Source organism: Prevotella sp. AM23-5 (assembly GCF_003473645.1).
Taxonomy (GTDB): Bacteria; Bacteroidota; Bacteroidia; order Bacteroidales; family Bacteroidaceae; genus Prevotella; species Prevotella copri_A.
Window position 1 is genome coordinate 341 of record NZ_QUCG01000053.1, and the last position, 26,830, is coordinate 27,170.

Here is a 26,830-nt window from a genome sequence, read left to right on the forward strand (position 1 = left end):
TCCAAACCATTTTAGAGAAAAAGAATATCAGACAGGCAAAGGTTCCGTCATCTATGATGACCAAGCCTTAGCATAAATGATGACCAGACCTTAGCATAAATGATGACCAGACCTTGGAATAAAAAATAGCAGAGCCTTACGATAAGTGAAGAGTGGTGAAGAGTGGTGAAGAGTGGTGAAGAGTGCACCACCACTCTTCACCTCCCACACCCCTAGTGTTTATCGGGGATTCAGCCTGTTTGGTGAAGAGTGAAGAGTAAAAGCGAGAGTAGTATTTTTACGAGCAAATCGCCCCATGATTACTGGGCGAGAGGAGTGGTCGAATCGAAATGACAGTCCTGGGGAATTCTTTCTCCCGACGTATCGTTTCTTGCCTGGCAATGGCACAAAGTTGCCCTGGCAAGGGGCAATATCTTGCCATAACCAGGCAATAAATGAAAGAAGCCTACTTTCAACCTGTCAGAACCATCATGACGACCTCTCACTGACGTCTTGACACATCGCAAGTAACCATAGTATCTACACATTGATACGTAAAATAACGGAATAAATGTTAATAAAGAGCAGATATAATGGCAGATTCAATAAATGGCATTATCTTTGCACCAATTATATTGTGGCATAATCAGCTTTGCCATCAAGAAACAATAAAAAATCAACTAAATTAGAAATTAGAATTATGACAGAAAAAGAAATGTACAATCTGATAAACAGTCAGAACGGACAGTCAAGCAACGGCTTCGCTGTCAACGAGAAAGAGCGTGGATTAAGCGGTGTATTCTCCGCACTGATGCGCAAGGTTTATACTTGGATGACATTGGCACTCGTCATTACTGGTGTTACTGCTTATGGTGTTGCCAGCAGTCCTACCCTATTGATGACCCTGATGACAAGCCGCGGTTTACTCTTCGGTCTTATCATTGCAGAACTCGCCTTGGTGTTCATCATCACCGGAGCCTTGAACCGCCTGTCGCTGAGTACAGCCACTCTGCTCTTCATCATCTACTCGGTACTGAATGGAGCGATGCTATCTTCGGTATTTGCAGTATATACAATGACCAGCATTGCCAAGGTCTTCTTCATCACCGCCGGCACATTCGGAGCGATGGCTTTCTACGGATACACCACCAAGAAGGATCTCACCTCTCTCGGCAAAATTCTCTTTATGGCGCTGATTGGTCTGATTATTGCCACCGTAGTCAATATGTTCCTGAAGAGTTCCGGATTTGAATACATCTTGAGCTATGCGGGTGTAGCCATCTTCGTGGGTCTGACAGCATGGGACAGCCAGAAGATCAAGATGATGCTCCAGACTCAGTACGATATGAGCGAGGGTGCTCAGAAGCTGGCTCTCATCGGAGCCTTGACATTGTATCTCGACTTCATCAACCTCTTCCTCTACCTGCTCCGCATCTTCGGAGGAAGCAACAAGGACTAAAAGAACAAATATGTAAAAGAACCTGTTCAGATTGTTTCTGACAGATTCTTTTACTATATATAAATTGATAGATTATCTTAGAACTCCATCTTTATGCACCTTGTTTGTTATAACGTCCGTGCATATCAATCAGAGACGTATAGAAATCGACACAATTGGTTGTACGAGTTCTACTATATGTCAAATCATTCTGACTATCATACGACTGATACTGGAACAAACAAGGCAATCCCGAACTATCTGTAACAATAGGTGCCAAGTTAACGCCAGTATTGGAAACGATAGAAATTTGTCCATCCTCTTTCTTAAACATAGCTATCAGACTATACAAAAGATCGTCACGTCGCAACATTGGGATTTCATCCTCTAAAGTATCCCAAACACCATGCATATAGAGCACGCGATCGGGCATTGCTATCGCCACATTAATTCTCATTTTTCTCAAAATAGTTTGTGGTTCGCCAGGAGACGACAATCTAGCATCAAAGAAACCATTAAAGAAATATACCTTACCTTTGGTGACATCTCTCTCTGAAATATGAGCTTGACGCAATGCATTTGAAACAAAATCACCTTGATTAACCAACCCAGCATTAGGTCCTGCAAACAACTGGCAGAACTTCATATATTCCGCAACAGTAGGCCTTTGCAAGAAACAAGTTAACCTCTCCTGATAATCGGCCATTGTTCGAACATTTCTTCGTTCTGTATATCTTCTAGAAAGGATGGTCTCTCGGAAACTCAAGAATGTTCTACTAATCCATATCAACGGTCCAAAAAAGAACAGAGCAATAGTTGCCAGAAAACGCCACCCACTTGCTATTCCATTAACTTCCCATTGTTTTACTTCCGCTGGCAAAGAAGCGATTTCCTCCTCAGTAGGTTCATGCCATACATTCACTCTACCATCCGAAGCATCATAGAAATATCCCACAACAATATGGCTCTCCTTATATTTCTCTACAGTATCACCTGGAGTAAATCTATCTACTTTCGCTCCATCAAGCCATCCAGTAAAGGAAAGAATAATAACAGACACAAACCATACTGCAAAACCAACTGCAAAGCTTTTTAAGCAGACCCAACAAGGCTCCACAAAAGTATCTTTTTTCTCCAAACAAGGTTCTTCCGGTTTACTGATGCCCAAGAAGAAATTTTTTCTCTCCGATGGATTCATTAATTTTGCGACACCATCATCAGTTATGACCTCGTCATCATGTCCTTTTGGATAAGTACATACATTGGCATAACAACACATACTTTGCTTAAGAATATCATCACTAGAATGAGATTCCCCGTCTTTGCCTCGCAACTGACTGACAAACTCCAAATTGCGTTCATCAGTAATCAGGACATGCTGCTTGATTTCGTAAAGTTCATCCTCCTCCTGAACAGTTTGCTTGGCTTGCAACAACAATTGCTCTGGTTCTTTTTTATCGGCAGGGATTGCCTTTCCCTTACCCTTAAATGCACCTTGAAGGAGAAGCAGCTCTAAGATAAGATATTTTCTTTTAGGTAAAATCTTTATAGCAGTCTGCAACCACATTTCTATACGTTCAGCCTCAAGATCGGACAAAAGCACAGGTGAACGATGGGCAAAAAGAGACAATGCATAATAATAATAAACATCAGGATCATTCGGAGTCAAATCGACTGCCATCTTAAAATTAAGACTTGCCAACTCATAGTTTTGTAAAGATAAATAAATCAAGCCTTTTCCGAACAATGAGTTCACATCACGAGGGTTACTCTTAGGATCAGTCTCAAAAGCCGTTCTCAGATTCTCTGCTTGACTTGCAGAAAATAACAAAGGATTAACCACTTCTGGAACAAACTGATGTTCCGCTCCACATTTAGGACACTTAGCAATGCCTACAGGCAATGGACTTGTGCAGACTTTACATCTTTGGATTTTTAACTGTGCCATATCTTATCTATCGTTTAGTTTATGTTAAGTAATCTATTTGCCTTTGAAAGCAAACGAGTTCGTTCGTTCACCACCTCAGAAGGTATTATAGATTCTGCTTCACGTATTAACTTCTTCCACTCTCTTTCACTGTCGGAAGTCATATGTTGCTCTGCCATTTCTGTCAGTTCTTTCACCAACATTCTAACATCGTTGGTATTCTCTTCTAATTGAATTTGTTGCACATTGTATTCCACGTCATGTCGTCCTACTATACTTGCAACAACCACCCAAATCACTGTTAGAGCCAATATTCCAAAAAGATAAAGACGAATCGACATTTCTGGAAATATTGCTATTATTTCAGGAAGATCAAAATGAATACAGAGAATTTGACGCCCCAGCTCAGTACCACACAAGAAGAAATAAATCATCCATAAAAACGCAGCACCAATATAATACAAGGTACTAATACCTAGGAAGACTTTAAAATAAGGAGTCTGCTTCGTTATATTCTTTATTTCTGCATGCCCCTTTTGAAGCCATACGAAGAACAAGGCTTCCAAGAAGAAAGTATAGAGCATATTAATCCAATAAAACGCCGTAGGGGAATCTGGCATCAAAAGCAGGAATCCCAACAGTGTAACCCCAAATGCGAGCAAAGGAGTTAACCATGAATAAAACGGATTTTCTTTCATTTTCAAACTTATTTTACGGGTGAACAACAGGAGGTACAGGTGGAATAGGTGGTGGAGCTTGGGTGGCAGACGTAAACAACACCGCCAATTCTGGCAAAGTAGCAGCTGCCACCCATGATGGAAGCCCTGCCTTCCATACCAACGTTTGTTGAGTTAAAAGATTTTGCGATACCAATTGCTGCAAAATAGGCAAGTCATAAGGACCAGCTTGTTGCTGATTGAGACAAACATATATTTGCATGGACTGGGGTGGTGGAGGTGGAGCCTGAACTCCAGACATAGCACTATGTGCAACAGTTCCTATTTGACTTCCAAAGACATTACCAATACCAACACCCATTCCGAGTCCCATGCTTGCTCCCATTATATTGCCTGCTGTTCCCTCATTACCAGCAGCAGTTTCCATTACATCCAACTGTCGCTCCTGCTGATAAGAGTATCCTTCACGTTGGCGTTTTCTAGCCAATGCACGGCTTTCCAAATCCATTGAACCTGCCTCAGACTGAGCTTGAAGAATCTGTTGATAGTTGGAATCATCTTCATGCGGATTTATTCCCTCCACATCGAACTTCGTAAGCTCCAAGCCATACTCCTCAAAATACTCATTAATATGCTTACGGGCATAATCAGAAATATCAAGGAGATAATTATTGACTTCTGTAACGCCAACTCTTTTCTGACTAAAATATTGACTAATAACAGAAGTTACTCTTTGAGAGACCGCTGAAGAGAATTCATCTGCAAAATCTTCCAAATATACATCATGCTCTGTTCCTACATATTCTCTAATAAAAGCGATAGCGTTAGTAATTCGAAATTCATAACTACCAAAAGCACCAACTTTGATTGTCAATCCTTCATCACACAAAGAATAATCACGAATGGTAAGACCGACACCCCATCCAGCATCATCACCTGCAAAGCGATGTCTTATAGTACTTACAACATACAAAGAGGTTTTAAACGCAGTCTCCCCACCAAATGGAATATTTACTATTTTTTCCAAAAAAGGAATATTATTAGTAGAGAGGGTATGACCACCTGGCTTCAATAAGTCGGAGTACATTCCTTCCGACATAAAAACCATCTGTTGTCCCTCTTGAACTGTAACCTTGGCATGAGTAGATAAATTGTCGTAAGGATGTCTGTGAACTAGGCATCCTTTCTCTAGATTTATAAAGACATTATCAATGAAACCTTTTCGCTCATCACCTTGTCCTTCATAAGTGTTACCTTTAGAACGTAGATTTTTAAATAGATTCATAAATATAATATTTAGATTGAATAAACTTTATTATCAATAAGTTTTGGTTGCAAAGTAACTACAAATTATCTTACAACAATGTTCAAGTCACAAAAAACAAGAAGCATTAACGTAAAAAAGTAGCCAACCTTTTTTATTTAATTTCGATTAGCGTTGACGCAACAAAACTTTCTTCACTTTACCATCAGCATACTTGTTAATACAAACACCCTGACGAGGAGCAACGATTCGTTTGCCATCCAATGTATAAGTGCTTACCGGTTGTTTCTCATCCAATATCAGTACACTAGCAATGCCAGTACTCTCGTCATCGGCATCCTCCACAATAGCCTTGAAATCTTTCCAATAATAAGCAGCAGCATAAGCAGCCTTGCAACCTTTTTTCACATGAAGTACAGTCTTCTTATAATTGAACGAATTTTGGAAAAACATCGTATTGAGACTCTGGGGCATCTCACTATAGACATACATATCACTCAATGTTTTCATTCCCCGAAGCGTGTACCACGTAAGAACCGCCTTACTTGGGATATAGAGTCGTTCCAAAGATTCACAGCCACTAAGCATATAATCGCTCAAATTCCCCGTCACACTTTCAGGAATTCTTAATTCCTTAAGGGCTTTTAGACCAGCAAATGCTCCCGTCATACCATTTGATTTGATAGAAGTAACCGTAGAAGGGATGACTATATACTCTAATTTTTCAGCTCCAGAAAGCATCGGAGTAATTACCGTAATAGCTTCAGGAAAAGTAAAACTTTTAAGACCTGTTCCCTTGAAAGCGAAGTCTCCTATTTCAGAAACGCCAGAAGGCACATCAAACTGTTCCAAAGATTCGCAACCACGCAACATTCCTTTAGGAATCGCCATAAGATCCGCAGGAAGGGTAATGGAAATAAGGGAAGCACAATCTGCCAAAGCATAACTTTCTATGACTTGCACGGACGAAGGAAGCATCAGATTCTCTAAACTTGCACATCCACTGAACATATATGAGCCTATGGTATTATTGGCTGAATACAACGGAGCTTTCGTCTGATTCATAGGACTTCCTGTCAGAATAGTTCCATAAGCATCACCACCCTCGACGATGCTAGCTTCACTCAAATCCAATATTTTCAAGTTTGATTCCGCGGTTTCCGAAGAACTAACAAAATCTTCTTTAACAGAAAGATTATAACTACCTAGATTGTCTTCTTTCCCCATCATTTCTCGCAGACATTTCACATCCGTTCCGTTGATGGGTCCCTTAATTTTTAGATTAGTTATTAAGGGGCGCTGATCATCCGGCAACATATCATAGAGTGTACCTGCTTCTTTCAAATCTACAACCAACTGCGTGGTTAGCAAATTTGCCTGAGCATACGCTACTATAACAAGCATAAGAGCTACAAATAGAGTTAAGATTTTCTTCATACGTTCGTTTATATTATTAAAGGTTTTCAATATCATTATCATTTCTGATATTGCAAAGGTAGCGTTTTTGTCGATAAATCAGGATTCAATGGGTAAAAATGCTAAACCATAGCGTAAAAAAATGACGTATCATTCCGTAAAACGACACGTCAAATCATACAATCAGCTCATTATCAATCCATTTTCACTCCTTCTTTTTGGGAAGGTGAACACTGCGGAAAGCATTAGGAGTACAATGATGGCTTCCCTCAAAGACCCTTCGGAAAGTGGAGAGCGAATTGAAACCCGATTTCTCAGCTACCTCAACCAAGGAGTGTTGAGTGGTCAGCAAGAGCTCTTCGGCATGTTTGATTCTGAGATTATTCACATAATCATAGAATGTCAATCCATTTTCCTTATTGAAAAATCTACTGAGATAAGTACGGTTCGTTCCCACAAGCCGTGCCACATCCGACAACTTAAGACGTGGATTGAGGAACAGCTTTTCTTCGACAAACAATTTGTTGATAATCGCAGATATGTCTCCCTCCAATACCGGTTTACCTGTATCTCCATCACTTTGTGTTGCATCAGGCTCCTGCAACTCATCTAACACAGACTCATGCCTATACAGAAAGTAAGAGACTACCATCCACGCAACCAACGAACAGAGCATATAAGCATTGTCGAAATCTACATCAAACATATAGCAGCTCGCCGTCCAAACTATGAGAATGATGAAGAAGCAAGTGAGAATGCCCCTGAGCCAATGGAGATTGACATTTTCCTGATAAGAGAAACGCTCCTTGAGCTGGCGCTGATAACGAGCAATATAGAAGAACATCAGCACATAAGTGACGGTTCCATAAACGGCACCGCAACCAGCAAGAACATCAAACCAACAAACCTTGCGAGTGAAAGCATACACGACTAGAGGCAATATAAAGATTGCCTCATGCAAAATGCCTTTGCCCCAAGTAAGCCATCCTGGCTTCACCAACTCCATCAAGACGAACATGTAGAAAGGTATGATGACCATATCTATAGCATTCATCAGATACCAAATAGTCGATTGCGCACCAATGCCATCCACAAACAGCAACAAGTCCTTCAGGCATTCCATATCCAAGATAGCCATCAGACAAGTGATTAATCTAGAAAGCTTTTCCTTGTTCTTTCGATAGAACATCCAAACCATCATCGAATAGAACATCACGCACAATCCATAAATAAAGAAAGTAATATGCTCTGTCATTTTTTCATCTGAAACTTAAGTTTACCACCATTCAAAATATCCTTATGCGACAGTTTGTAACCCCAAAACGGTTTATCGTTCAAGCTCATCTTTTGGATATAGAAAGCATCCTTCGACACTCCATCCGCAGAAAGAATGAACTTCCTGCCGTTTTCCAGATTCAGCGTAACCTTGTCGAAGCTTGGAGTACCTATATAATAATAAGGTGTACCCGGACATACAGGATAGAATCCGATAGACGAGAACACATACCACGCCGACATCTGTCCTGCATCATCATTCCCCGACAATCCGCCCGGGGTGTCATTATATTCAGTCTGGAGAATATGATGCACCCGCTCCTGCGTTTTCTCAGGAGCCCCGGCAGCATCGTAAAGATAGGCTACCTGATGGCAAGGTTCATTACCATGCCAGTACCATCCGTTATCAAACATCTTGTCCAGTCGGGCTATCACCTTCTCGTTGCGAACAGGAATCTCGCCCTTCTTCTCCATCTTTCTTTCCGCCTTTTCTATCTGTTTTTCCTGCTTATCCATCGGTTTGCTGTTTCTGATTACCTCAAACAATCCTTCCGGGTTCTGCGGAACATACCAGGTATAATGACAGGTAGCACCCTCGGTGATGTAACTCTTGCGGTGCACCAGGTCTTCATTATTCTCCCACTTGCCATTCTCGTATCTGCCATCTGCCCATCCCGTAGCAGGATTGATGACATTGCGCCAGTTCTCGGAACGGCGCATCAGATCGTTGTAATCCTCCAGATACTTCTGTCGCAGAGTAGCATCCTGACAGGAATCATGCAGCGCCTTCGCCATCTGTGCCACGGCATAATCATCATAGGCATACTCCAGGGTACGGGAAGTCTGCTCGTTGGTATGAAAGGCTTCCTCCACCATATCCTCCAACGGAATATAGCCATTATCCATATACGAACGGATGGCACGGCGACCCTTTCCATCCCGATAATCCTTCGCCAGATAAGGAGTAGAGAAAGCATTGAGTCGCATTCCCTCGTAAGCCTTGGCTGCATCAAAATTGCGAATGCCCTTGACATACGCATCGGCAAGAGCCGCACCCGAATGATCGCCAATCATCGCCGCCGTATAACTGTTCCAGCATGGGAAGATAGGCATCCAGCCGCCTTCCTTGTACATCTGAACCAGAGACTGCATCATCTCGCCCGACATCTTCGGAGTGATGAGACTATAGAGCGGCAACTCTGCACGATAGATGTCCCACATGGAGAAATCGCCAAATTTGCGAAGATAAGAATAGGCAGGAACAGCATAGCCCTTGGAACTCAGGGTTGCATTGCCCATCTTCACGGTACCTGTAGAAAACTCCGGATAATCGCCATTCACATCACTCATTTCATGAGGGAGGAAGGATGCACGGTAGAGAGCACCATAAAACTGGTTGACCTTGCCAGCATCCTTGCTTTCCACATCAATGGTATGAAGTCGGTCGCACCAGATTCCGGCAGCATACTCCATCATGCTGTTGAAATCCAACCCGCCATACATATAGTTTTCAGCATTGAGATTCTCCACGGCATTGTCGCGGGATGTAAAGGATGTACCCAACATCCACTCCATCGCCTTCCCCGATCTGCCACGGAAGGTGAGCCAGGCGCCAATGCGAGGTTTGCCCTGCACCTTCAAACCTCTTACCATCTTCCTATCGCCCTCGAAAACACCGTAATCCACCAAGTCCTTCTCATCGTAAGCCAAGACGAAATGTCCGGAGAAACCAGCCGGTTTTCCCCATCCCTGATAGATGCGATGCACCGGATTATAACCATATACGATATGATTGATGGTATCAATCTCGATGTATCCCTGTCCTTCATCACTGTTCGGATTGATGACAAGATGAACCAGCTCATCCTGCTCCGGAGTAACACGGAGAAAGGAGGTATGACTCAAGGCTGTCATCTCTGCCTTCAGATGTTCATCCTTCAGGCGGACAGCATAATAGTGAGGATGAGAGACTTCATCTTCATGACTGAATGCCGTAGCTCTCTGTTCTGGCTGAAGGCGGAGCTTTCCACCAAGCGCAGCCACCGTGAAAGAGCCATAATCCTGCGTACATCCGCCCACCAGCCAGTGGCTGCAGCGGAAGCCCTGCAGATGGGTATCCTTATAATAATAAGGTGCGATACATTTCTGTTCCGTATCCTGCGTCTGAGGAGTCCAGAAGTTCTGACCATTCGGAACGAGAACGGCAGGGATAGTTTGTCCATGTTCCTCACTACCCTTTCCGAACATACCCGCAGTCTGGGTATTTGCCTGTGCCGTACCCACCATCGTATTGATGGCATTGAGCTGGCGGATATGTTCCAGGCGATGAATCCGCTCATGCATTTCCTGCTTCCAGGCATTCCAGGAATAGTAATGCGTACCATAGATCACCTGTCCTACGGGAGAAAGCATGATATCCCGCTCATTGAGCATGAACTTCACCAGCACGCTATCCTTCGCATTCTTATAGAATATCATCTGGAGATTGGCAGCCATCGGAACTACGCGATCCATCTTTTCCATTTCATCTCCCAAAACCACCAGACTTGCCTCTTCACGTGCTCCTGCCGGAGGAACATTTACATCAAAGAGAAGAGACAGAAGACGGTAAAGGGCTGTATCATGACCAAAGCGAAGCGTAGCCGATGACTTGACAGAACGCAAAGCCCGATCTGCCTCCGCCTCGATATTCTGCCATAAGGAGATAGCACTACGGGCAGGAATATCCTCATTCGTAGCAACGGTACCATTGTTGATGGCCATCCGAAGGTTATTGGCTTCATAGATGGCACGGAACTCATCATCGGTGAAAAGTGCATTCAAGCCATCTTCTATATCCTGCGGATAAGAAGAGAAGTTCAAGCCCACATCCTGAATGGAAGAAGCCACCGTATGCATCTCGGTCATCAGCTTCAGGGGTTCATCCACCTTAGAGACATCCTTAAACAACTGAAGAAGGAAACGGCGAGGTGAAACCTGAGCCTGCACATGGGTACGGTTCTCCAAAGCCTTCACTTCGGGAGAGACATACGCTATCCAAGCCATATCGGCAGAATCGGTCTTGACATCCAGATTCAAGCCTGGCTGAAGGCTATGCAATTCCGAAGTAAAAGCCTGCATACTCTTGGCGCATCGATCCACCACACTGGAACGAGCCTTTACCGCATTGCCCGCAGCAAAGATCTGCGGATAACGCTCAAACATACGATGAGCGATGCCCTGATGCTGAAGAGCCCCCAGCTTGCTCAGTTTTCCACCGTTACCTCTGGCATTTTCCCATACACGCTGCAGCATTCCCTTCACCTGCAAACCCAGTGGAGTGAGATTACTCTCATCTTCAAAATGCTTGCAGATCCAGACATACCGATCATCCTTCGGCATCCAACGGGAACCATGGCGACCATAATGGCTGATATAAAAGGGTGCATATCCCTGAGGAACATTCAGAGAATCAGACATCACATAAGTAGTCGTACCAAAAGTTCCTGTCTTGGCAGAAGGACCTTCCGGATAAGCATAATAGACGCCACCCATCTGCTGGCGGGTCTGAGCTTGCACAGATAGCACGCAAGCCAAAGAGATATATAATAATGTTACTTTTCTATTCATATAATATATGAAACGGAGAATACTCCTATTTATTGTTTTTCCAACCTCCAATCAATTCCTAAAGGATTTCCATCCATACGCAGCACCCAAGGGAGACCGAGATTCACTGCAATCTGCATCACAGTTTCATCCTGTTCAGCCTTGACGGTGATGCTCTTTTCATCTGCTGATATTTTCCGCCATAAAATCCCATTATAGACAAAGGATCCGTTTGCCTGAAGCTGGCGCAGCGCCTTTCGGGAGATAAACAGGAAGGTGCCGTCACGCATACCCTTGTTGGGGCCCATATCGCACACATAGAGATTCCTGCCTTTCTGCGGACTATCCCAACAGAAGCCATCAACCTCATCCACCACCTTGCGAGGAATCAGATAGAGAGATTGATTACATTTCAATATAAGCGTATCAGCCATACTCGTAGAATCTACTCCTACCTCCCAGTTACGATACTGTCGGTTGAGAATGAAGCGGGCCACATACTGCGTTGGAATAGTTATCAAATACTTATCCACAGGCTGTGCAAAAACTGTGGATTTCTCTTTTTCTTTCATTATCAGCAGTTTCTGCGTTTTATCAACACCCTTTTCCTCAGTTTTGAAATCAGGAAGAATAAGTTTTCCACCATTTATCAACACATCGTGAGTTATGAACATCTGCTTCCACAGCTCTCCTTCTTTCACCACCTTCAGGTCCTTGCCATTCGATAGATGGATGGTATATTCAGAAATCATCGGCGAACCTACGATATAGAGATTCTGACCGGCTATCGGATAGAATCCCAGCATATTGAAAACGAGCCAGGACGACATTGCTCCCCCATCATCATTACCCGGCAAACCGTCAGGAGAATCATCATAGTTATCATTCACAATCTGCTGGATTCGCAGAATGCTCAAGTCCGGGCGTTCTACCCAATGATACAGGTAAGGAGTCATGAAGCTCGGTTCATTCGCCACATTGAAATGACCATTGGCGAAGAAGGTATCCAACCGTCGGATGAAAGCATCCTTTCCTCCACAAACCTCTATCAGTCCCGGAACATCGTGCGGAATACTGAGACTATATTCTGCCGACAAGGCCTCGTAGAAGAAGGTTGACCACCATGGAAGATACCAGGGTGCCACCTTGGTATCCGGACGATAAGGAATCACAGGATGATAGACCTTCGACTTGCCCCAAGGCACAGAGTCGAGCCATCTGCCATCCGCATCTCTCGGCATGATAAATCCCTTCATCCCCTGCCATTCATAATCAGAGCGCCAGAGGTTGCGCCAGTTATGCGAACGCTTCATATACTTATCGTAGAGTTCCGGAAAGCCCAATCCTTTTGCCACCTGGGCAATACACCAGTCATCATAGCTATACTCCACGGTACGGTTGCCGGCACGGTCTATTCCATACGGAATATAGCCCAACGTGTTATATTCCATCAATCCACCTCTGCCATGCTTTTCCTCAGGCACACTGCCCACAAAGCCATCATCATCCGTCGGCGGCACTTCGGCATCCTTGATCATTGCTTTCAGCGCCAGCTGATAATCGATACCCTTCATTCCTTTCGCGAAGGCATCGGCTATGACTATATCCGCATTGCTGCCACCCTGCGTTCTGCCGTTCCAGTTGCCACTTCTAGCATCAGGCATATAACCATCATACTTGTAGATATTGAGCAGAGAATTGACCATATCGCGCTGCTGGGGTTCCTCAATCAAGGTTAGCAAAGGCATGGAAGTACGATAAGTATCCCAGATGGCATAGTAATCATCATAATAAGGCGTAGCGGAGAAATGAGGGTTTTCACCCGACTTATCCACAGGCATCAGCATCGTATGATAAAGGGCTGTATAAAACATCCGCTTCTGCTTTTCGGTGCCTGAGATTTCTATCTTTCCCAACTTTCCGTTCCAGGCTTTCCGCACATTCTTCAACTGGGTATCGAAGCCACAAGACGGGATATTCCGCCTTGCCTGGGCAATACTGATATGCGAAATACCGACCTTCAGATTGACGACACTTTTCGAGAAGGCAACATCCAATCTTGTCTTTGATTCCTTCACCTTATTATATAGAGGCGCTTCGCTATTAGATAAAGGCACATCGCTATTAGATAAAGGCACATCACTCTGCAAATAGAAATATACAGTATAAGGGCCACCATTGTTCCAGCCACCCCTTACAGTACTCCATCCTGAGACGGCATATTTTCCATCACAAGTAACATACGAATCCACATACTGCTGAGTTTCGCGCTTATCTGGAATCGTGTCTATACCCAGGAAGGTAGCCACATCTATCAGGAGTTTTCCCTTCTGTTTCCTGCCATAATCCAGGCGATAGAAGGCACAACGTTCTGAAGCGGTAATCTCCGTCCGGATTCCATTTTCAAAAGTACAGGCATAATATCCCAAGGCAATCTTCTCATCCACCCGTTTCTGGATGATGTCCCCTGCATCCAAGAAAGGCTGGATAAGAATATTGCCATACTTCTGTCCACCCCCGGTTCCGCTGACGTGCATCTGCGAGAATCCCTTGACAGGCTCAGGCATCGGCGCCCATCCCGCATTCGGCATAGACACGGCATCCGGCCCCGGCTTCGCCATACCGTATGGCATACAAGGTCCGGGGAAAGTTCTACCCAATCCCTCACTGCCGATACGTGGATCTACGTATCGGGAATAATCTTGCGCCATCAACGAGGATAGCCCGAGGACGCAATATAATGCTAAGGCCAAGATTCGCTTCATTATTGGTTTCTGGATTTTAAGATTTAAATAAATCATCAAATGATTGAGTTACCACGCTGAAAGTGCGCCAAAATCTTCAATTTCACCACATTTTGGCGCAGCTATAACGCCATTTGAATGCGATTCATCAAGACCTCCACATATCCATGACTCATCACCAATGCCTTGCTGGAAGTTTTCTTGGTTCCATCTTTCTTCGCAAAAGGGAAACAAACATTCAGCGACCATGTTTCGTTCACAGTATATGGGGGATGCTTGTCGAAATCCTCATCCAGCATGGCACTCCAAATACCATCATCAACTTTCGTCACCTCATAATTTGGAACGACAATCGTCAGTTTGACCTGTTCATCTTTGATGTCGCAACGCACAAGAGGGCGAATATTGACACAATAAGAGGAATAACCACCCGAGTGATAAGCAATGCCAGGCAAATAACCCTTTGCCATGATAACCCCCAATTCCTTGTCTGCCATCTCTATCGATGAACTAGCATTGCTAAAGGTTTTCAGAAACCAATAATTCAAATCGACAAAGAGTTCATTTTTACTCTTGCCTCGCACCGAGATGGTTTTCTCAAACGTCAAAGCATTGTCCTTGTCCAACGTATCTTTTTCGCCAAGATAAAGAGCAATGTCTTTCCATCTTTTTCCATATTGATTAATCACGTAGGTCTCGACCTCTTTACGGCTCAATGTTTGAGCATCTACAGCTAGCAAGCCTGCCAACCACAGTAATAACAACAATAGATTTCTTCTCATAATCAAACAGTTTTATCAAAATGAAACAAACTTCATCTAACAATTAGAAAAAAGGGAGTGGCAGAATCCACCACTCCCCCTTTATCATCATTCAACCAATTAATATCCAGGATTCTGTTTCCACTTAGGATTTGTATCCAACTGATTTTTCTTATGCAATGGGAAGATACGACGAGTCTTGTCAAAGTTCGCATTTTCGAAGCCTTTCTTGTGGAAGCAATACTCATCCTCGAAATGACCAAAGCGAATCATATCCATACGACGAAGGTTCTCATCAAAGAACTCACGACCACGCTCCTCATAAATTTCATCCAAAGATGGGGTATGATCAAGCTCCGGCGCATGAACGTATGAACGGATCTGATTGAAAAGACTAAGAGCTGTATCTCCACCTGTTGCCGATGCACCACGTGCAATAGCTTCAGCCTTCATCATCAAAATGTCGGCATAACGTATCAGAGGAATGTCGTTAGACTGATTACGTCCATTCTTAAAGTCCTCATTGCTAACAAACCATTTCACAGAACGAGCGCCCTGGCGCCAGCCTTCCACATTATCTCCTGCATCAAGCTCAGAACTCTGCTTCACCAACTTAATGTTTGTTTCCAACACCAATGGATTACCATTGCGATCCTTACAAATCTGGTCGGTAGGAAGGAGTGTCTCCGGGTCATATACATGTACAGTACCCTGAAGCACCATCGTATTACGCTCATCACCTTCCAGATTGAAGCGAGCAGCAGCCTCAGGAGTTACAGTTATATACGCACCACCAGAGTTAGACATGGCTGTGCCATAATAACTAGGAGCCAACTTCTTGATATCCTTATAAGAATGCGAACGACCATACTGCATACCAGTAGCATCCAATGTATGGTAAGGCATTACATAGATGAAGTCCTTAATTTCTCCCTTTTCCACCAACTCGGTATTATTAGGAGCAAACTTGAAGCGATAAGCTGCAGGTCCCAGGGCAAACTTACCTGCATTGATGATCTTATCACAAGCCTCTACACAGGCATTCAACTTTTCATTGCTGTAATTGGCTGCATCATATTGATCAACGGAAGCTGCTGTATAAACAGGCCAGTTGATATACAAGCGAGCCAAAAGACCGTATGCCATATACTTATTTGGTTTACCATAGTTCTCTCCGGTAGTTTCCTCTGGAAGTTGATCTGCTACAGCCAGGAGTTCACTCTCTATCCACTTGGCAACATCTGCGCGAGGCTGGCGGGCAGTAATATCCACCCCATTCTTCTCGCAATAGACCTTATCTACGATAGGAGCATCACCAAAGTTGTCCATTTCCAGATAAGTGAAGTAAGCACGGACGGCACGAGCTGCAGCCACATACTTAGGATCAGCATCAGAATCGATAACCTCATTGGCTTTCACAACACCCTCACCCAATACATTCATCCAGTCAATGGTAGCGCACTCATCTGTAAAATTATGCAAAGACGTATTGGCGTATGCATAAGTATCCAGCCAGTTTCCACTATACGACAAAGCCGTAAACTCATCACTTGACAGGGCCTGTGCCTCCATATAACGGCGGCCAAAGCACTCTCTCATCTGAAAATAGATACCCGCCATCTTGGAAACAATAGCCTCCTCCGTACCAGGATATTTCGTATATTGAGAATCTACCGGTACATCCAAGTCTGTACAACTCACAGCCAAAGTAGCTAAACTAGCCGCGAACAAAGTCTTTATATTTAGTTTCATATTCTAAGCGTATTTAAATGTTGTTAGAAATTGATTTTAGCACCCACCATAATCGTACGAGTATGTGGATAATTACTCCAACGATAATCCACACCAGGGTCGATTCCACCAAGATTAACCTCTGGATCCAATCCCTTGTAGCTTGTAATAGTGAAGACGTTATTGGCATTAACATACAACTGAAGGCTGTTCAACCATCCGTCCAAATTGCGGAAAGTATAACCCAAGGATAGGTTCTGCAAGCGAACATAAGAGCCATTCTCTATGAACTTATCTGATGGAATGTTAGAACTGGTATCAGTTGCCGGACGGTCGGTAATAAACTCCTTCAATACATTCTTGCCACCAGCAAAGAAGTCTGGTGCAGTATAGTGAGCTCGGAGACCATTATAAATCTTATTGCCAAACACACCAGTAAAGAAGAAGGAAGCACTCCAGTTCTTATAACTGAAACTATTGTTCCATCCCACATTCAACTTTGGCTGTGCGCAACCCGTGATTGTACGGTCTTCAAATGCTGGCGACTTAGTAGTCTTGCCATTGCGCTCACCTGTAGCCTTATCATGCTCATAATATACAGAAATACCATCCTCGTCGTAACCAGCAAACTCGTAGGTGAAGAACGTACCCAAAGGCTGACCTTCCATAATCTGCTGTGTATAACCATAGGCAGACACGCCAGCCACCATAGGATCACCCTGAGTAAAGATTGCTGTACTATACTTCTCATTAGTCAACTTCTTTACCTTATTCTTATTATGAGAAAGGTTCAGAGTTGTTGTCCATGTAAAATTCTGATTCCGTACAGGAATTGCATTGATAGAGAACTCAACACCACGATTGCTGATTTCACCCACATTGGCTACGATCGTACTATAAGGATAAACGAAAGAAGATACTGGATAATTCCAGATCAGATTCTTGGTATTCTTGTCGTAATACTCGATAGATCCATTGATACGACCATCGAAGAAGGCATAATCCAAACCAATGTTCAACATACTGGTTTTCTCCCACTTCAAATCCGGATTAGCTAACTTGGTAGCCACCAATGTAGCATAATTCTTACCATTGATGGTAGATATAGAACCATTCGCACCATAGGTAGCTACAGCAGTATATGCACCAAATCCCAAAGCATTACCACTTACACCATAACCCACACGAAGCTTCAGGTTAGACAGTTTCAAGGCATCCTTCAAGCCATCCATGAATTTCTCTTCAGTGACATTCCAAGCTCCTGATACGGATGGGAAATATCCCCACTGATGACCATCACCAAACACAGATGATCCATCGCGACGAATGGTAGCCTGCAACATATAACGGCTATTGTATGAATAAGACAGACGACCATAGAAAGAGATATTACGAACAGTCTCCTTCGTACCGCTCTCCACTGCAGTCATGCCATCAATAGTACCAGCATACTTCAACTGATTCCATCCCAATTTATCATCGAAGAAATTATGAACGGTCAATCCAAAGCCATCATTGTTAACACGCTCCTCCCAAGAGTAACCTGCCATCAAGCCCAACTTATGTACCTTATTGAAAGTAGCATCATAGTTGATGTAAGTCTCGAAAGTCTGGTCATGTCCTTGATATGTGCTACGGTTGGCACGTCCCTGATAATCGCTGATACCATTGAGCTGGGTGTTATGAGAATCGTATGCACTATAGGTACGCTGCTTATTACTATACTGATAGTTGACATTCCAAGTCAAACCCTTGACAATATTAGCCGTAGCCTTTGCGATAAACTGCATACGTTTCCACTCGAACTCAGAAGAATCCTCTGCAATGAGGGATAGCGGGTTATAGTTTTTAGAACCATCACCCTTACTCCAAGAGCCATCCTCATTTCTAACAGGAGTAGTAGGGTTAAAATAGTTCATTGCATCTAGTACAGAACCGCCCTCATTATTCATAGGCACTCCCTCGTGCTTACCATACATGGCATTCAAGCCTGCAGAAAGGTCCAAATGGTCTTTCAAAACCTTAGAACTTACCAAAGAGCGGAAATTGATACGGTGCATATCAGTTCCCTTGATGATACCCTCACGATTGTTATAATTCAGGGAAGTCATATAGGTAGTCTTCTTGCTGCCACCATTGATGGAAAGGTTGTGGTTATGGCTGATACCTGTACGAAGTACCTCCTTCTGCCAATCGGTAGAAGCCCCATAGTCATAAGCATAATCCAAATTGTTAGCCTTTACATAGCCCCGAATATCATCGGCAGAAGCCATATCCAAAGTCTTGGAAATATGGTCGAAACCTACATAACCAGAGTAAGATACGTTCACACGCTCCTGATTGTTCTTGCCTTTCTTGGTGGTAATCATAATCACACCATTGGCTGCTTTGGAACCATAAATAGCTGTAGCAGAGGCATCGCGGAGTACATCAATACTCTCGATATCGTCAGGAGCCACCATTGAAATATCCACTCCCGGGATACCATCTATCACATAATAAGGCTGCATAGCCTCTCCGGTTCGAAGAGAGGAAGCACCACGAAGAGTCATGCTGGTAGAACCACTAGGGTCGCCAGAAGAAGTTACCACCAATCCTGGCACCTTACCCTGAAGCATCTGGGCAGGGTCTGTATAAACTCCCTTGTTCAAATCCTTAGCATTCACTGTTGTGATAGAAGAAGTTACATCCTTACGGCGCATCGTACCATAACCTACCACAACCACCTCGTTGAGGGCAGTGTTATCTTCATCCAACACAATCTGACTATTGCCACTTGCCTTAATAGTCTTTGACGTAAAACCGATGTAAGTGAGCTTTAACTTAGCACCAGGCTTCACATTCAAGGTATAGTTACCATTCATATCGGTAACCGCACCATTGTTAGTACCAACCTCCATGACGCTTACGCCTATGAGAGGTTCGCCATTGGCATCTTTCACGGTGCCGCTGACCTTACTTTGTGCAAATGTGAATGTGCTCACCAGCAGAAGGGCGGAAGAAAGCAATACTCTTTTCATGCTTCTTCCATTTGTCTTTTGTACTATTTGCATAACTACTAGATTTTGTTATAAATAATCGGATGCAAAGGTAGTACTACCTTATTACACCTGTTTAAGATTTTAGTTTCAATTCTATGAAAAGATTGTTTTTCTAGTCATCTATACCGAAAGTCTTTCCTCCATAGTGTACTTTCGGTCCAACCTGTACTCTCAGATCATCAATCTCTACATCCCTGGCATTCTCTACATAGACTCCATATACCTTATTATATATAAAGCCCTCGCCACGACATGGGCGCTTATCATACACGCCGCCATCATAGCCTGTCAGTTTCTTCAAGTTAAGATGTATATTGTTGAGATAGATATTGTTTACCTTATCCGGAGTATCTCCGCCGATAAAGCATCCGTTTTCTGAAGTGGCATAAATATGATTGAAGTAGATATGGCTCACCTCGCCACATCTTCCTACCGTCTGACCTTTAGGGAATCGCCAGTTGGCATCCTTGTGATTTCCATTGGCACGAGGGTAAGAAGTAACGTAAATAGGTTCTGCCTTACCCCACCATACATCGCTCCACAGCTGGCAATCCAGAATGATGTTAGAGAAAACCACATTGCTCACGGTTCCCTCATCACGGTTCTGAATACCGAGACCACGGTTGCTACCTTTGATTACACAATTATCGATAACCACATTATAGATGGAATCCATATTCTCGCTGCCAATCTTCACGGTACAGCTACGGCTCTCCATCACACAATTCGTTACAACGATGTCGTGGCAAGAACCATACTCTTCAAACTCACGACGGTTCTTCAGGCAGATAGCATCATCGCCACTGGTGATATGACAATTGGCAATGCGCACATTCTTGCTATGATCGATATCAATGCCATCACCATTACGGATCTTAAGATTGTTGAGCAGACTGATGCCATCAATCACAGCCCCATCACATCCAATGAGATGCACCGTCCAGTAAGCACCTTCCCGAATGGTAATATCACGGATATTGAGATTCCTGACTCCCATCAGGGTAAGCACGTGCGGACGGGGATCGAAAGTAGTGACCGGTTTGAGTTCGTAACTATCAAAAAGTTCAGCACCCATAAACTTGATACCATTGCCATGAATCGTACCATGCCCAGAGAACGAAAGATTCTCCACATCCTTCGCCCATATCCACATCATTCCCTCACCCTCGTTCTTACCGAAGGCGCTGAGATGATAGATACTTTCATCAGGATTGGCTTTCCAGACGGAATTGGTTTCAAGAACGATGTTCACATTCGACTTCAACTGTACGGGTCCTGAAAGGAAAGTATGATTGGCGGAAAAGACCACATCTCCCCCTCCGGCATTCGTACAAGCATCCACAGCTTTCTGAATGGCGATAGCGTCATCACTGATTCCGTTACCTCGAGCACCGAAATCCATCACATTGAAGTTACGACCATAGAGAATACAGGGTATGGTTAGTAAAATCAATAAGTTTAGCGTTAATTTATTCATCGGCTTAAAGATTAGTTGCTGCAAAAATAAACAAAAAAATAATAAATGCAAGTTTTCAAGTAAAAAAATGCAAGAATCAACAAAAAATCCTTCTTTTATTCCTGCAACCCACTTTTATAATGATTTCAAACGTTTATATAATGCCAAAGGAAACACCAGGAAACAAGCCAAAGCTATTCGATACAGTAGCCCAGGTACGTCGTATGCATATTTATACTGCATATTTCTTGTATATTTCTGTCATTCTACAACAAATTATCGTAAATATGCAAATTTTATACGTATTTTCTTGGCGTTTTCATATATTTATTGTAATTTTGCAATCACAAACGAATAAAAATACAGCGTATGAAAGTAAAGAACAATAGATTAGAAGCATTAAAGATGCTTATCTCCAGCCAAGAGCTAAGTTCGCAGGAACAACTCTTGCAAGCTTTGCACAAAGAAGGATTTGAGATAACGCAAGCCACATTGAGCCGCGACCTCAAGCTGCTCAAGGTAGCCAAGGCTGCTTCATCCAGCGGAAAATACGCATACGTTTTACCTAATGATGCGCTCTACAAACGTGTCACTCACCCTATGTCCATCAGCAAGATGGGACTGAGTACGGGATTTCAATCCATCAATTTCTCAGGCAACATGGTAGTTATCAAGACACGTCCGGGATATGCGAGCAGTATCGCCTACAACATCGACAACAGCGATATTCCTCAAATCCTAGGAACCATCGCAGGAGATGACACCATCTTCCTGGTCAAGAAGAAGGGTACTGCAGAAGAGGAAATCATCGACATCTTGTCGGAAGTGATTCCGGAGCTCAATCATAGATATTAATTGATGGTTGACAGGTATTATAACAACAGATTACAAAATAAGAACATTCAAAATATAAAGAGAAAATGGAAGAAGTTAAAGTAATGGTGGCTGACGAAAGTCACATCAAGTACATCGACACCATTCTGACTACAATTGCAGAAGCTGCAAAGAAGCGTGGTTCTGGTATCGCCAAGCGTTCACCAGAGTATGTTGCCACCAAGATGCGCGAAGCCAAGGCGGTCATCGCTCTCCAGGACGAGAAGTTCGCAGGTTTCAGCTACATCGAGACATGGGGCAACAAGCACTATGTCACCACATCAGGTTTGATCGTTCACCCAGACTTCCGTGGTTTGGGATTGGCTAAGCGCATCAAGAACCTGACTTTCACGCTCGCCCGACAGCGATGGCCTCATGCCAAGATTTTCTCTTTGACATCCGGTTCGGCTGTCATGAAGATGAACACCCAGTTGGGTTATCTTCCTGTTACCTTCGCCGACCTGACCGATGATGAGTCATTCTGGCGTGGTTGCGAGGGTTGCATCAACGTAGATGTGCTCCATCGTACCAACCGCAAATACTGCATCTGCACCGCCATGCTCTTCGACCCAGAAGAACATCTGCCTATCAAGCTTCCTCAGGAGGTAATTGAAAGAATCAGAAAGATTGACGGTCCATCGGCAGAAATTTAAATCCTTATATATAATAAGGTATTGGCAAGAATGCCATCTAAACATTATTCACCACATATTAAACATAAAATAAAATGGCAAATAAAAAAGTTGTAGTCGCTTTCAGCGGCGGTCTCGATACATCATACACAGTAATGAAGTTGACCCAGGATGGCTGGGATGTTTATGCAGCATGCGCTAACACAGGTGGTTTCTCTGCCGAGCAGTTGAAGACCAACGAGGAGAACGCATATAAGTTGGGTGCAAAGGCATACGTCACTCTCGACGTTACCCACGAGTATTACGAGAAATCATTGAAATACATGATTTTCGGTAATGTGCTCCGAAACAACTGCTACCCTATCTCTGTATCTTCTGAGCGTATCTTCCAGGCTATCGCCATCGCTCGTTACGCCAAGGAGATTGGTGCAGATGCTATCGCTCACGGAAGTACAGGTGCCGGCAACGACCAGATTCGTTTCGACATGACCTTCCTGGTGATGGCTCCTGGTGTAGAAATCATCACCTTGACACGTGACAAGGCTCTTTCTCGTAAGGAGGAGGTTGACTACCTGAACGAGCACGGCTTCTATGCAGACTTCACCAAGTTGAAGTATTCATATAACGTAGGTATCTGGGGAACCAGTATCTGCGGTGGTGAGATTCTCGACCCAACCCAGGGTCTCCCTGAAGAGGCTTATCTGAAGCACGTTACTGCCAAGGAAGAAGAGGCTGAACTGAAGATTACCTTCGAGAAGGGTGAGATTGTGGCTGTCAACGGCGAGAAGTTTGATGACAAGGTGGCTGCCATCCAGAAGATTGAGGAGATTGGTGCATCTTACGCTATCGGTCGCGACTGCAACGTGGGTGACACCATCATCGGTATCAAGGGTCGTGTAGCTTTCGAGGCTGCAGCTCCTAAGCTCATCATCGAGGCTCACCGCCTGTTGGAGAAGAGCACATTGAGCAAGTGGCAGCAGTACTGGAAGGATCAGGTAGGCAACTGGTACGGAATGTTCCTCCACGAGAGCCAGTATCTGGAGCCAGTAATGCCGGATATTGAGGCAATGCTGACTTCTTCTCAGCGCAACGTAAACGGTACAGCTATTCTGAAGCTCCGTCCATACAGTTTCCAGACTGTAGGTATCGATTCACCAGACGATTTGACCAAGTCTAAGCTCGGTGAGTATGGTGAGATGCAGCACGGTTGGACCGCAGAGGATGCGAAGGGCTTCATCAAGGTAAGCTCTACCCCACTCCGTGTTTATTATGGTATGCACCCTAACGAGGAAAGATAAATTATGATTAGAGTAGGTATTTTAGGAGCAGCTGGTTATACAGGAGGTGAGTTGATTCGCCTCCTTATCAACCATCCTGAGGCAGAGATTGTATTCGCCAACAGCGAGAGTAACTCAGGCAACCTGGTGGCTGAAGTTCACGAGGGATTGTATGGCGAGACTGACTTGAAGTTTACCGCCGAGATGCCTTTCGACCAGGTGGATGTCATCTTCTTCTGCTTCGGTCACGGCAAGAGCGAGGCGTTCCTGAAGGAGCACAATGTTCCGGAGAACGTGAAGATTATCGATTTGGCACAGGACTTCCGTCTTGCCCCAGAGACTGTGGTTGCTACCCAGCAGCCAACCCCAGCCGCTCACGATTTCGTATATGGTCTTCCAGAAATAAATGAATCAAAAATAGCCGTAGCTCAGCACGTGGCAAACCCAGGTTGTTTTGCAACCTGCATTCAACTTGGTTTGTTGCCTGCTGCCAAGATGGGCCTCATCAACAGCGATGTTTCTGTTAATGCCATTACCGGTAGCACCGGCGCTGGTCAGAAGCCAGGCGCCACTACCCATTTCTCATGGCGCAACAACAACATGAGCATCTACAAGGCATTCAACCATCAGCACGTACCAGAGATTCGTGAAAGTCTGAAGCAGACACAGGGCTATCTCGATGCAGCCATCGACTTCATCCCTTACCGTGGCGACTTCGCCCGTGGCATCTTCGCTACAGAAGTGGTAAAGACCGACAAGCCTATCGAGGAAATCGTGGCAGGTTACAAGGAGTTCTACAAGGATGCCAAGTTTACCCACTATGTGGATAAGGCTATCGACCTGAAGCAGGTGGTGAATACCAACAAGTGCCTGGTTCATGTAGATAAGTATGGTGATAAACTCCTCATCACTTCCTGCATCGACAATCTCTTGAAGGGTGCTGTAGGTCAGGCTGTTCAGAACATGAACATCATGTTTGGTCTCGACCAGACAGCAGGTTTGAAACTCAAGCCATCAGCATTTTAGATAAAAGAATTCGGAAGAACGGATGAAAAATCATTCGTTCTTCTATCATAAAAAATAGTTTGTAATAAGATAACTCTATGAGTTGTCTTTCTTAAAACATAGATTTAACATGAAACTTTACGACGTATATCCTCTTTTCGATATTAATATTGTAAAAGGACAAGGCTGCAAGGTATGGGACGACAAGGGTCAAGAATATCTCGACCTCTATGGCGGTCATGCCGTTATCAGCATCGGTCATTGCCATCCTCACTATGTGGAGATGCTCACCAACCAGTTGAACAACCTGGGTTTCTATTCCAACTCTGTCATCAACAAGTTGCAGGTGAAACTCGCTGAGCGTTTGGGCAAGATAAGCGGTTATGAAGATTATCAGTTCTTCCTCATCAACTCGGGTGCCGAGGCAAACGAGAATGCCTTGAAGCTGGCTTCATTCACCAACGGAAGAACCCGCGTGCTCTCTTTAGAAAAGGCATTCCACGGCAGAACTTCCCTTGCCGTAGAGGTAACCAATAATCCAAAGATCATCGCTCCAATCAATGACAATGGTCACGTAACCTATCTTCCTATCAACGATTTGGAGGCTTGGGAGAAGGAACTTGCCAAGGGCGATGTATGTGCTTGTATCATCGAAGCCATCCAGGGCGTAGGTGGTTGCAACATGGTAACTCCTGAGTTTGCCCAGGGATTACAGGCTGCCTGCAAGAAATACGGCACCTTCCTGATTTGCGATGAAATCCAGTGCGGTTATGGCAGAAGCGGTAAGTTTTTCGCTCACCAGTGGTTGGGCATCAAGCCAGATCTCATCACCGTAGCCAAGGGTATCGGCAATGGTTTCCCTATGGGTGGCGTGTTGATTTCTCCTGAGTTTACTCCTGTATATGGTCAGTTGGGTACTACCTTTGGTGGCAATCATTTGGCATGTACTGCCGCTCTCGCCGTTCTCGATGTATTTGAGAAGGAGAACCTGGTACAGAATGCGCATGAGGTTGGTGAATATCTCATCGCCCAGCTGAAGGAGTTGCAGAAGCGCAACAGCCATATCACGGAGGTTCGTGGCCGTGGTTTAATGGTAGGAGCCGTACTCGACATTCCTCACAAGGAAGTTCGCAGCAAACTCATCCACGAGCAGCACTGTTTCACCGGTTGCGCTGGCACCAACATTCTCCGTATCCTCCCTCCACTGGTATTGACCAAGGAGAATGTCGATGACTTCATCGGAAGATTGGAAACCGTATTGAAGGAAGTATAAATCCATTGAGATAAGGATATAAAGAAAACTCAACCCATAAAAGAAATAGGAATCACTCCTATCGTGAGCAGCAAGCCCTTTGCGGTTTGCTGCTTTTTTGTTTCCCTTATAGGAAAAGTGTAGTTTTATCTTGGTTATTTCGTAGGAAAAGTGTATATTTGCAGCCGTAATCCTTGGAATGGTGTATAAAACAGCTGCACTTATTCGCATCTTAATATGGCAAATAATATTAAACAGGCTTATAAACATATAAAATGACAACAGACAATAAAGACAACAGGCTCTCAATAGAGAACAGCGATTATGCCGAGATACTGCGACACGCTGTCGCAGTAATTGAGCATGCTCGGACAGAAATAGCCCGACATGTCAATGGCTATGTCTCTACCGCTTATTGGGATATTGGTCAAATACTTCATGAGCGCAAGATTGAAAGTGGGTATGGTGTCTTATACGTGAAAAAGTTGTCACCT

Annotated in this window: 18 protein-coding genes; 7 read left to right on the forward strand and 11 right to left on the reverse strand. The window is 44.1% G+C overall.

Features of this window, described 5'->3' with window-relative positions; genetic code table 11:
- The first annotated feature begins 679 nt into the window (after positions 1 to 679).
- Positions 680 to 1,438, forward strand: coding sequence for a Bax inhibitor-1/YccA family protein (locus tag DW657_RS12395; protein ID WP_233546962.1), 759 nt, complete (start codon positions 680 to 682; stop codon positions 1,436 to 1,438).
- Positions 1,439 to 1,529: 91 nt separating this feature from the next.
- Here DW657_RS12395 and DW657_RS12400 read toward each other — a convergent pair whose 3' ends face one another.
- The 11 genes from DW657_RS12400 to DW657_RS12450 form a co-directional block, all read right to left on the reverse strand.
- Positions 1,530 to 3,365 (reverse strand): hypothetical protein, encoded by a 1,836-nt coding sequence (locus DW657_RS12400; RefSeq protein ID WP_118312746.1) that lies wholly within the window; start codon positions 3,363 to 3,365, stop codon positions 1,530 to 1,532.
- 14 nt (positions 3,366 to 3,379) lie between these two features.
- Positions 3,380 to 4,048 (reverse strand): hypothetical protein, encoded by a 669-nt coding sequence (locus DW657_RS12405; protein ID WP_233546963.1) that lies wholly within the window; start codon positions 4,046 to 4,048, stop codon positions 3,380 to 3,382.
- Between the two features lie 7 nt (positions 4,049 to 4,055).
- Entirely contained in the window at positions 4,056 to 5,306 is a 1,251-nt protein-coding gene (locus DW657_RS12410) for an SPFH domain-containing protein (protein WP_118312747.1), read from the reverse strand.
- Positions 5,307 to 5,453: 147 nt separating this feature from the next.
- Complete coding sequence (locus DW657_RS12415; RefSeq protein ID WP_233546965.1) at positions 5,454 to 6,758, reverse strand: leucine-rich repeat domain-containing protein; 1,305 nt, start codon at positions 6,756 to 6,758, stop codon at positions 5,454 to 5,456.
- A gap of 148 nt (positions 6,759 to 6,906) precedes the next feature.
- Positions 6,907 to 7,956: a response regulator transcription factor gene (locus DW657_RS12420; RefSeq protein ID WP_118312749.1), complete on the reverse strand. Its 1,050-nt coding sequence runs from the start codon at positions 7,954 to 7,956 to the stop codon at positions 6,907 to 6,909.
- Complete coding sequence (locus DW657_RS12425; protein WP_118312750.1) at positions 7,953 to 11,585, reverse strand: GH92 family glycosyl hydrolase; 3,633 nt, start codon at positions 11,583 to 11,585, stop codon at positions 7,953 to 7,955. The genes DW657_RS12420 and DW657_RS12425 overlap by 4 nt, the downstream gene beginning before the upstream one ends.
- 29 nt (positions 11,586 to 11,614) lie before the next feature.
- The gene (locus DW657_RS12430; protein WP_233546973.1) at positions 11,615 to 14,329 is read right to left on the reverse strand and encodes a GH92 family glycosyl hydrolase; all 2,715 of its coding nucleotides are present in this window, start codon (positions 14,327 to 14,329) and stop codon (positions 11,615 to 11,617) included.
- Between the two features lie 101 nt (positions 14,330 to 14,430).
- Positions 14,431 to 15,090 (reverse strand): DUF4468 domain-containing protein, encoded by a 660-nt coding sequence (locus DW657_RS12435; protein WP_118312752.1) that lies wholly within the window; start codon positions 15,088 to 15,090, stop codon positions 14,431 to 14,433.
- 99 nt (positions 15,091 to 15,189) lie between these two features.
- Positions 15,190 to 16,821: a RagB/SusD family nutrient uptake outer membrane protein gene (locus DW657_RS12440; protein ID WP_118312753.1), complete on the reverse strand. Its 1,632-nt coding sequence runs from the start codon at positions 16,819 to 16,821 to the stop codon at positions 15,190 to 15,192.
- Positions 16,822 to 16,844: 23 nt separating this feature from the next.
- Positions 16,845 to 19,820: a SusC/RagA family TonB-linked outer membrane protein gene (locus DW657_RS12445; RefSeq protein ID WP_369973477.1), complete on the reverse strand. Its 2,976-nt coding sequence runs from the start codon at positions 19,818 to 19,820 to the stop codon at positions 16,845 to 16,847.
- Positions 19,821 to 19,953: 133 nt separating this feature from the next.
- The gene (locus tag DW657_RS12450; RefSeq protein WP_118312755.1) at positions 19,954 to 21,318 is read right to left on the reverse strand and encodes a glycoside hydrolase family 28 protein; all 1,365 of its coding nucleotides are present in this window, start codon (positions 21,316 to 21,318) and stop codon (positions 19,954 to 19,956) included.
- Positions 21,319 to 21,666: 348 nt separating this feature from the next.
- On the opposite strand from DW657_RS12450, the gene argR reads away from it, so the two are divergent.
- The 6 genes from argR to DW657_RS12485 form a co-directional block, all read left to right on the forward strand.
- Positions 21,667 to 22,152 carry an arginine repressor gene (gene argR / locus DW657_RS12460; RefSeq protein WP_118312757.1) on the forward strand — a complete coding sequence of 162 codons (486 nt, stop codon included), beginning with the start codon at positions 21,667 to 21,669 and terminating at the stop codon, positions 22,150 to 22,152.
- A 65-nt stretch (positions 22,153 to 22,217) separates the two neighbouring features.
- Complete coding sequence (locus DW657_RS12465) at positions 22,218 to 22,823, forward strand: GNAT family N-acetyltransferase (protein ID WP_118312758.1); 606 nt, start codon at positions 22,218 to 22,220, stop codon at positions 22,821 to 22,823.
- A gap of 74 nt (positions 22,824 to 22,897) precedes the next feature.
- Positions 22,898 to 24,100 carry an argininosuccinate synthase gene (locus DW657_RS12470; protein WP_118312759.1) on the forward strand — a complete coding sequence of 401 codons (1,203 nt, stop codon included), beginning with the start codon at positions 22,898 to 22,900 and terminating at the stop codon, positions 24,098 to 24,100.
- Positions 24,101 to 24,103: 3 nt separating this feature from the next.
- Positions 24,104 to 25,105 (forward strand): N-acetyl-gamma-glutamyl-phosphate reductase, encoded by a 1,002-nt coding sequence (argC, locus tag DW657_RS12475; protein ID WP_118312760.1) that lies wholly within the window; start codon positions 24,104 to 24,106, stop codon positions 25,103 to 25,105.
- A 109-nt stretch (positions 25,106 to 25,214) separates the two neighbouring features.
- Entirely contained in the window at positions 25,215 to 26,357 is a 1,143-nt protein-coding gene (locus DW657_RS12480) for an aspartate aminotransferase family protein (RefSeq protein ID WP_118312761.1), read from the forward strand.
- Between the two features lie 254 nt (positions 26,358 to 26,611).
- A partial coding sequence (locus tag DW657_RS12485; protein ID WP_118312762.1) for a DUF1016 N-terminal domain-containing protein occupies positions 26,612 to 26,830 on the forward strand: 219 nt, incomplete at its 3' end.

Coding starts and splice junctions, on each gene's coding strand:
- argC (WP_118312760.1), top strand. CDS start 24,104: ATGATTAGAGTAGGTATTTTAGGAGCAGCTGGTTATACAGGAGGTGAG.
- DW657_RS12450 (WP_118312755.1), bottom strand. CDS start 21,318: ATGAATAAATTAACGCTAAACTTATTGATTTTACTAACCATACCCTGT.
- DW657_RS12430 (WP_233546973.1), bottom strand. CDS start 14,329: ATGAAGCGAATCTTGGCCTTAGCATTATATTGCGTCCTCGGGCTATCC.
- DW657_RS12420 (WP_118312749.1), bottom strand. CDS start 7,956: ATGACAGAGCATATTACTTTCTTTATTTATGGATTGTGCGTGATGTTC.
- DW657_RS12400 (WP_118312746.1), bottom strand. CDS start 3,365: ATGGCACAGTTAAAAATCCAAAGATGTAAAGTCTGCACAAGTCCATTG.
- argR (WP_118312757.1), top strand. CDS start 21,667: ATGAAAGTAAAGAACAATAGATTAGAAGCATTAAAGATGCTTATCTCC.
- DW657_RS12425 (WP_118312750.1), bottom strand. CDS start 11,585: ATGAATAGAAAAGTAACATTATTATATATCTCTTTGGCTTGCGTGCTA.
- DW657_RS12470 (WP_118312759.1), top strand. CDS start 22,898: ATGGCAAATAAAAAAGTTGTAGTCGCTTTCAGCGGCGGTCTCGATACA.
- DW657_RS12440 (WP_118312753.1), bottom strand. CDS start 16,821: ATGAAACTAAATATAAAGACTTTGTTCGCGGCTAGTTTAGCTACTTTG.
- DW657_RS12435 (WP_118312752.1), bottom strand. CDS start 15,090: ATGAGAAGAAATCTATTGTTGTTATTACTGTGGTTGGCAGGCTTGCTA.
- DW657_RS12480 (WP_118312761.1), top strand. CDS start 25,215: ATGAAACTTTACGACGTATATCCTCTTTTCGATATTAATATTGTAAAA.
- DW657_RS12415 (WP_233546965.1), bottom strand. CDS start 6,758: ATGATATTGAAAACCTTTAATAATATAAACGAACGTATGAAGAAAATC.
- DW657_RS12465 (WP_118312758.1), top strand. CDS start 22,218: ATGGAAGAAGTTAAAGTAATGGTGGCTGACGAAAGTCACATCAAGTAC.
- DW657_RS12395 (WP_233546962.1), top strand. CDS start 680: ATGACAGAAAAAGAAATGTACAATCTGATAAACAGTCAGAACGGACAG.
- DW657_RS12410 (WP_118312747.1), bottom strand. CDS start 5,306: ATGAATCTATTTAAAAATCTACGTTCTAAAGGTAACACTTATGAAGGA.
- DW657_RS12445 (WP_369973477.1), bottom strand. CDS start 19,820: ATGAAAAGAGTATTGCTTTCTTCCGCCCTTCTGCTGGTGAGCACATTC.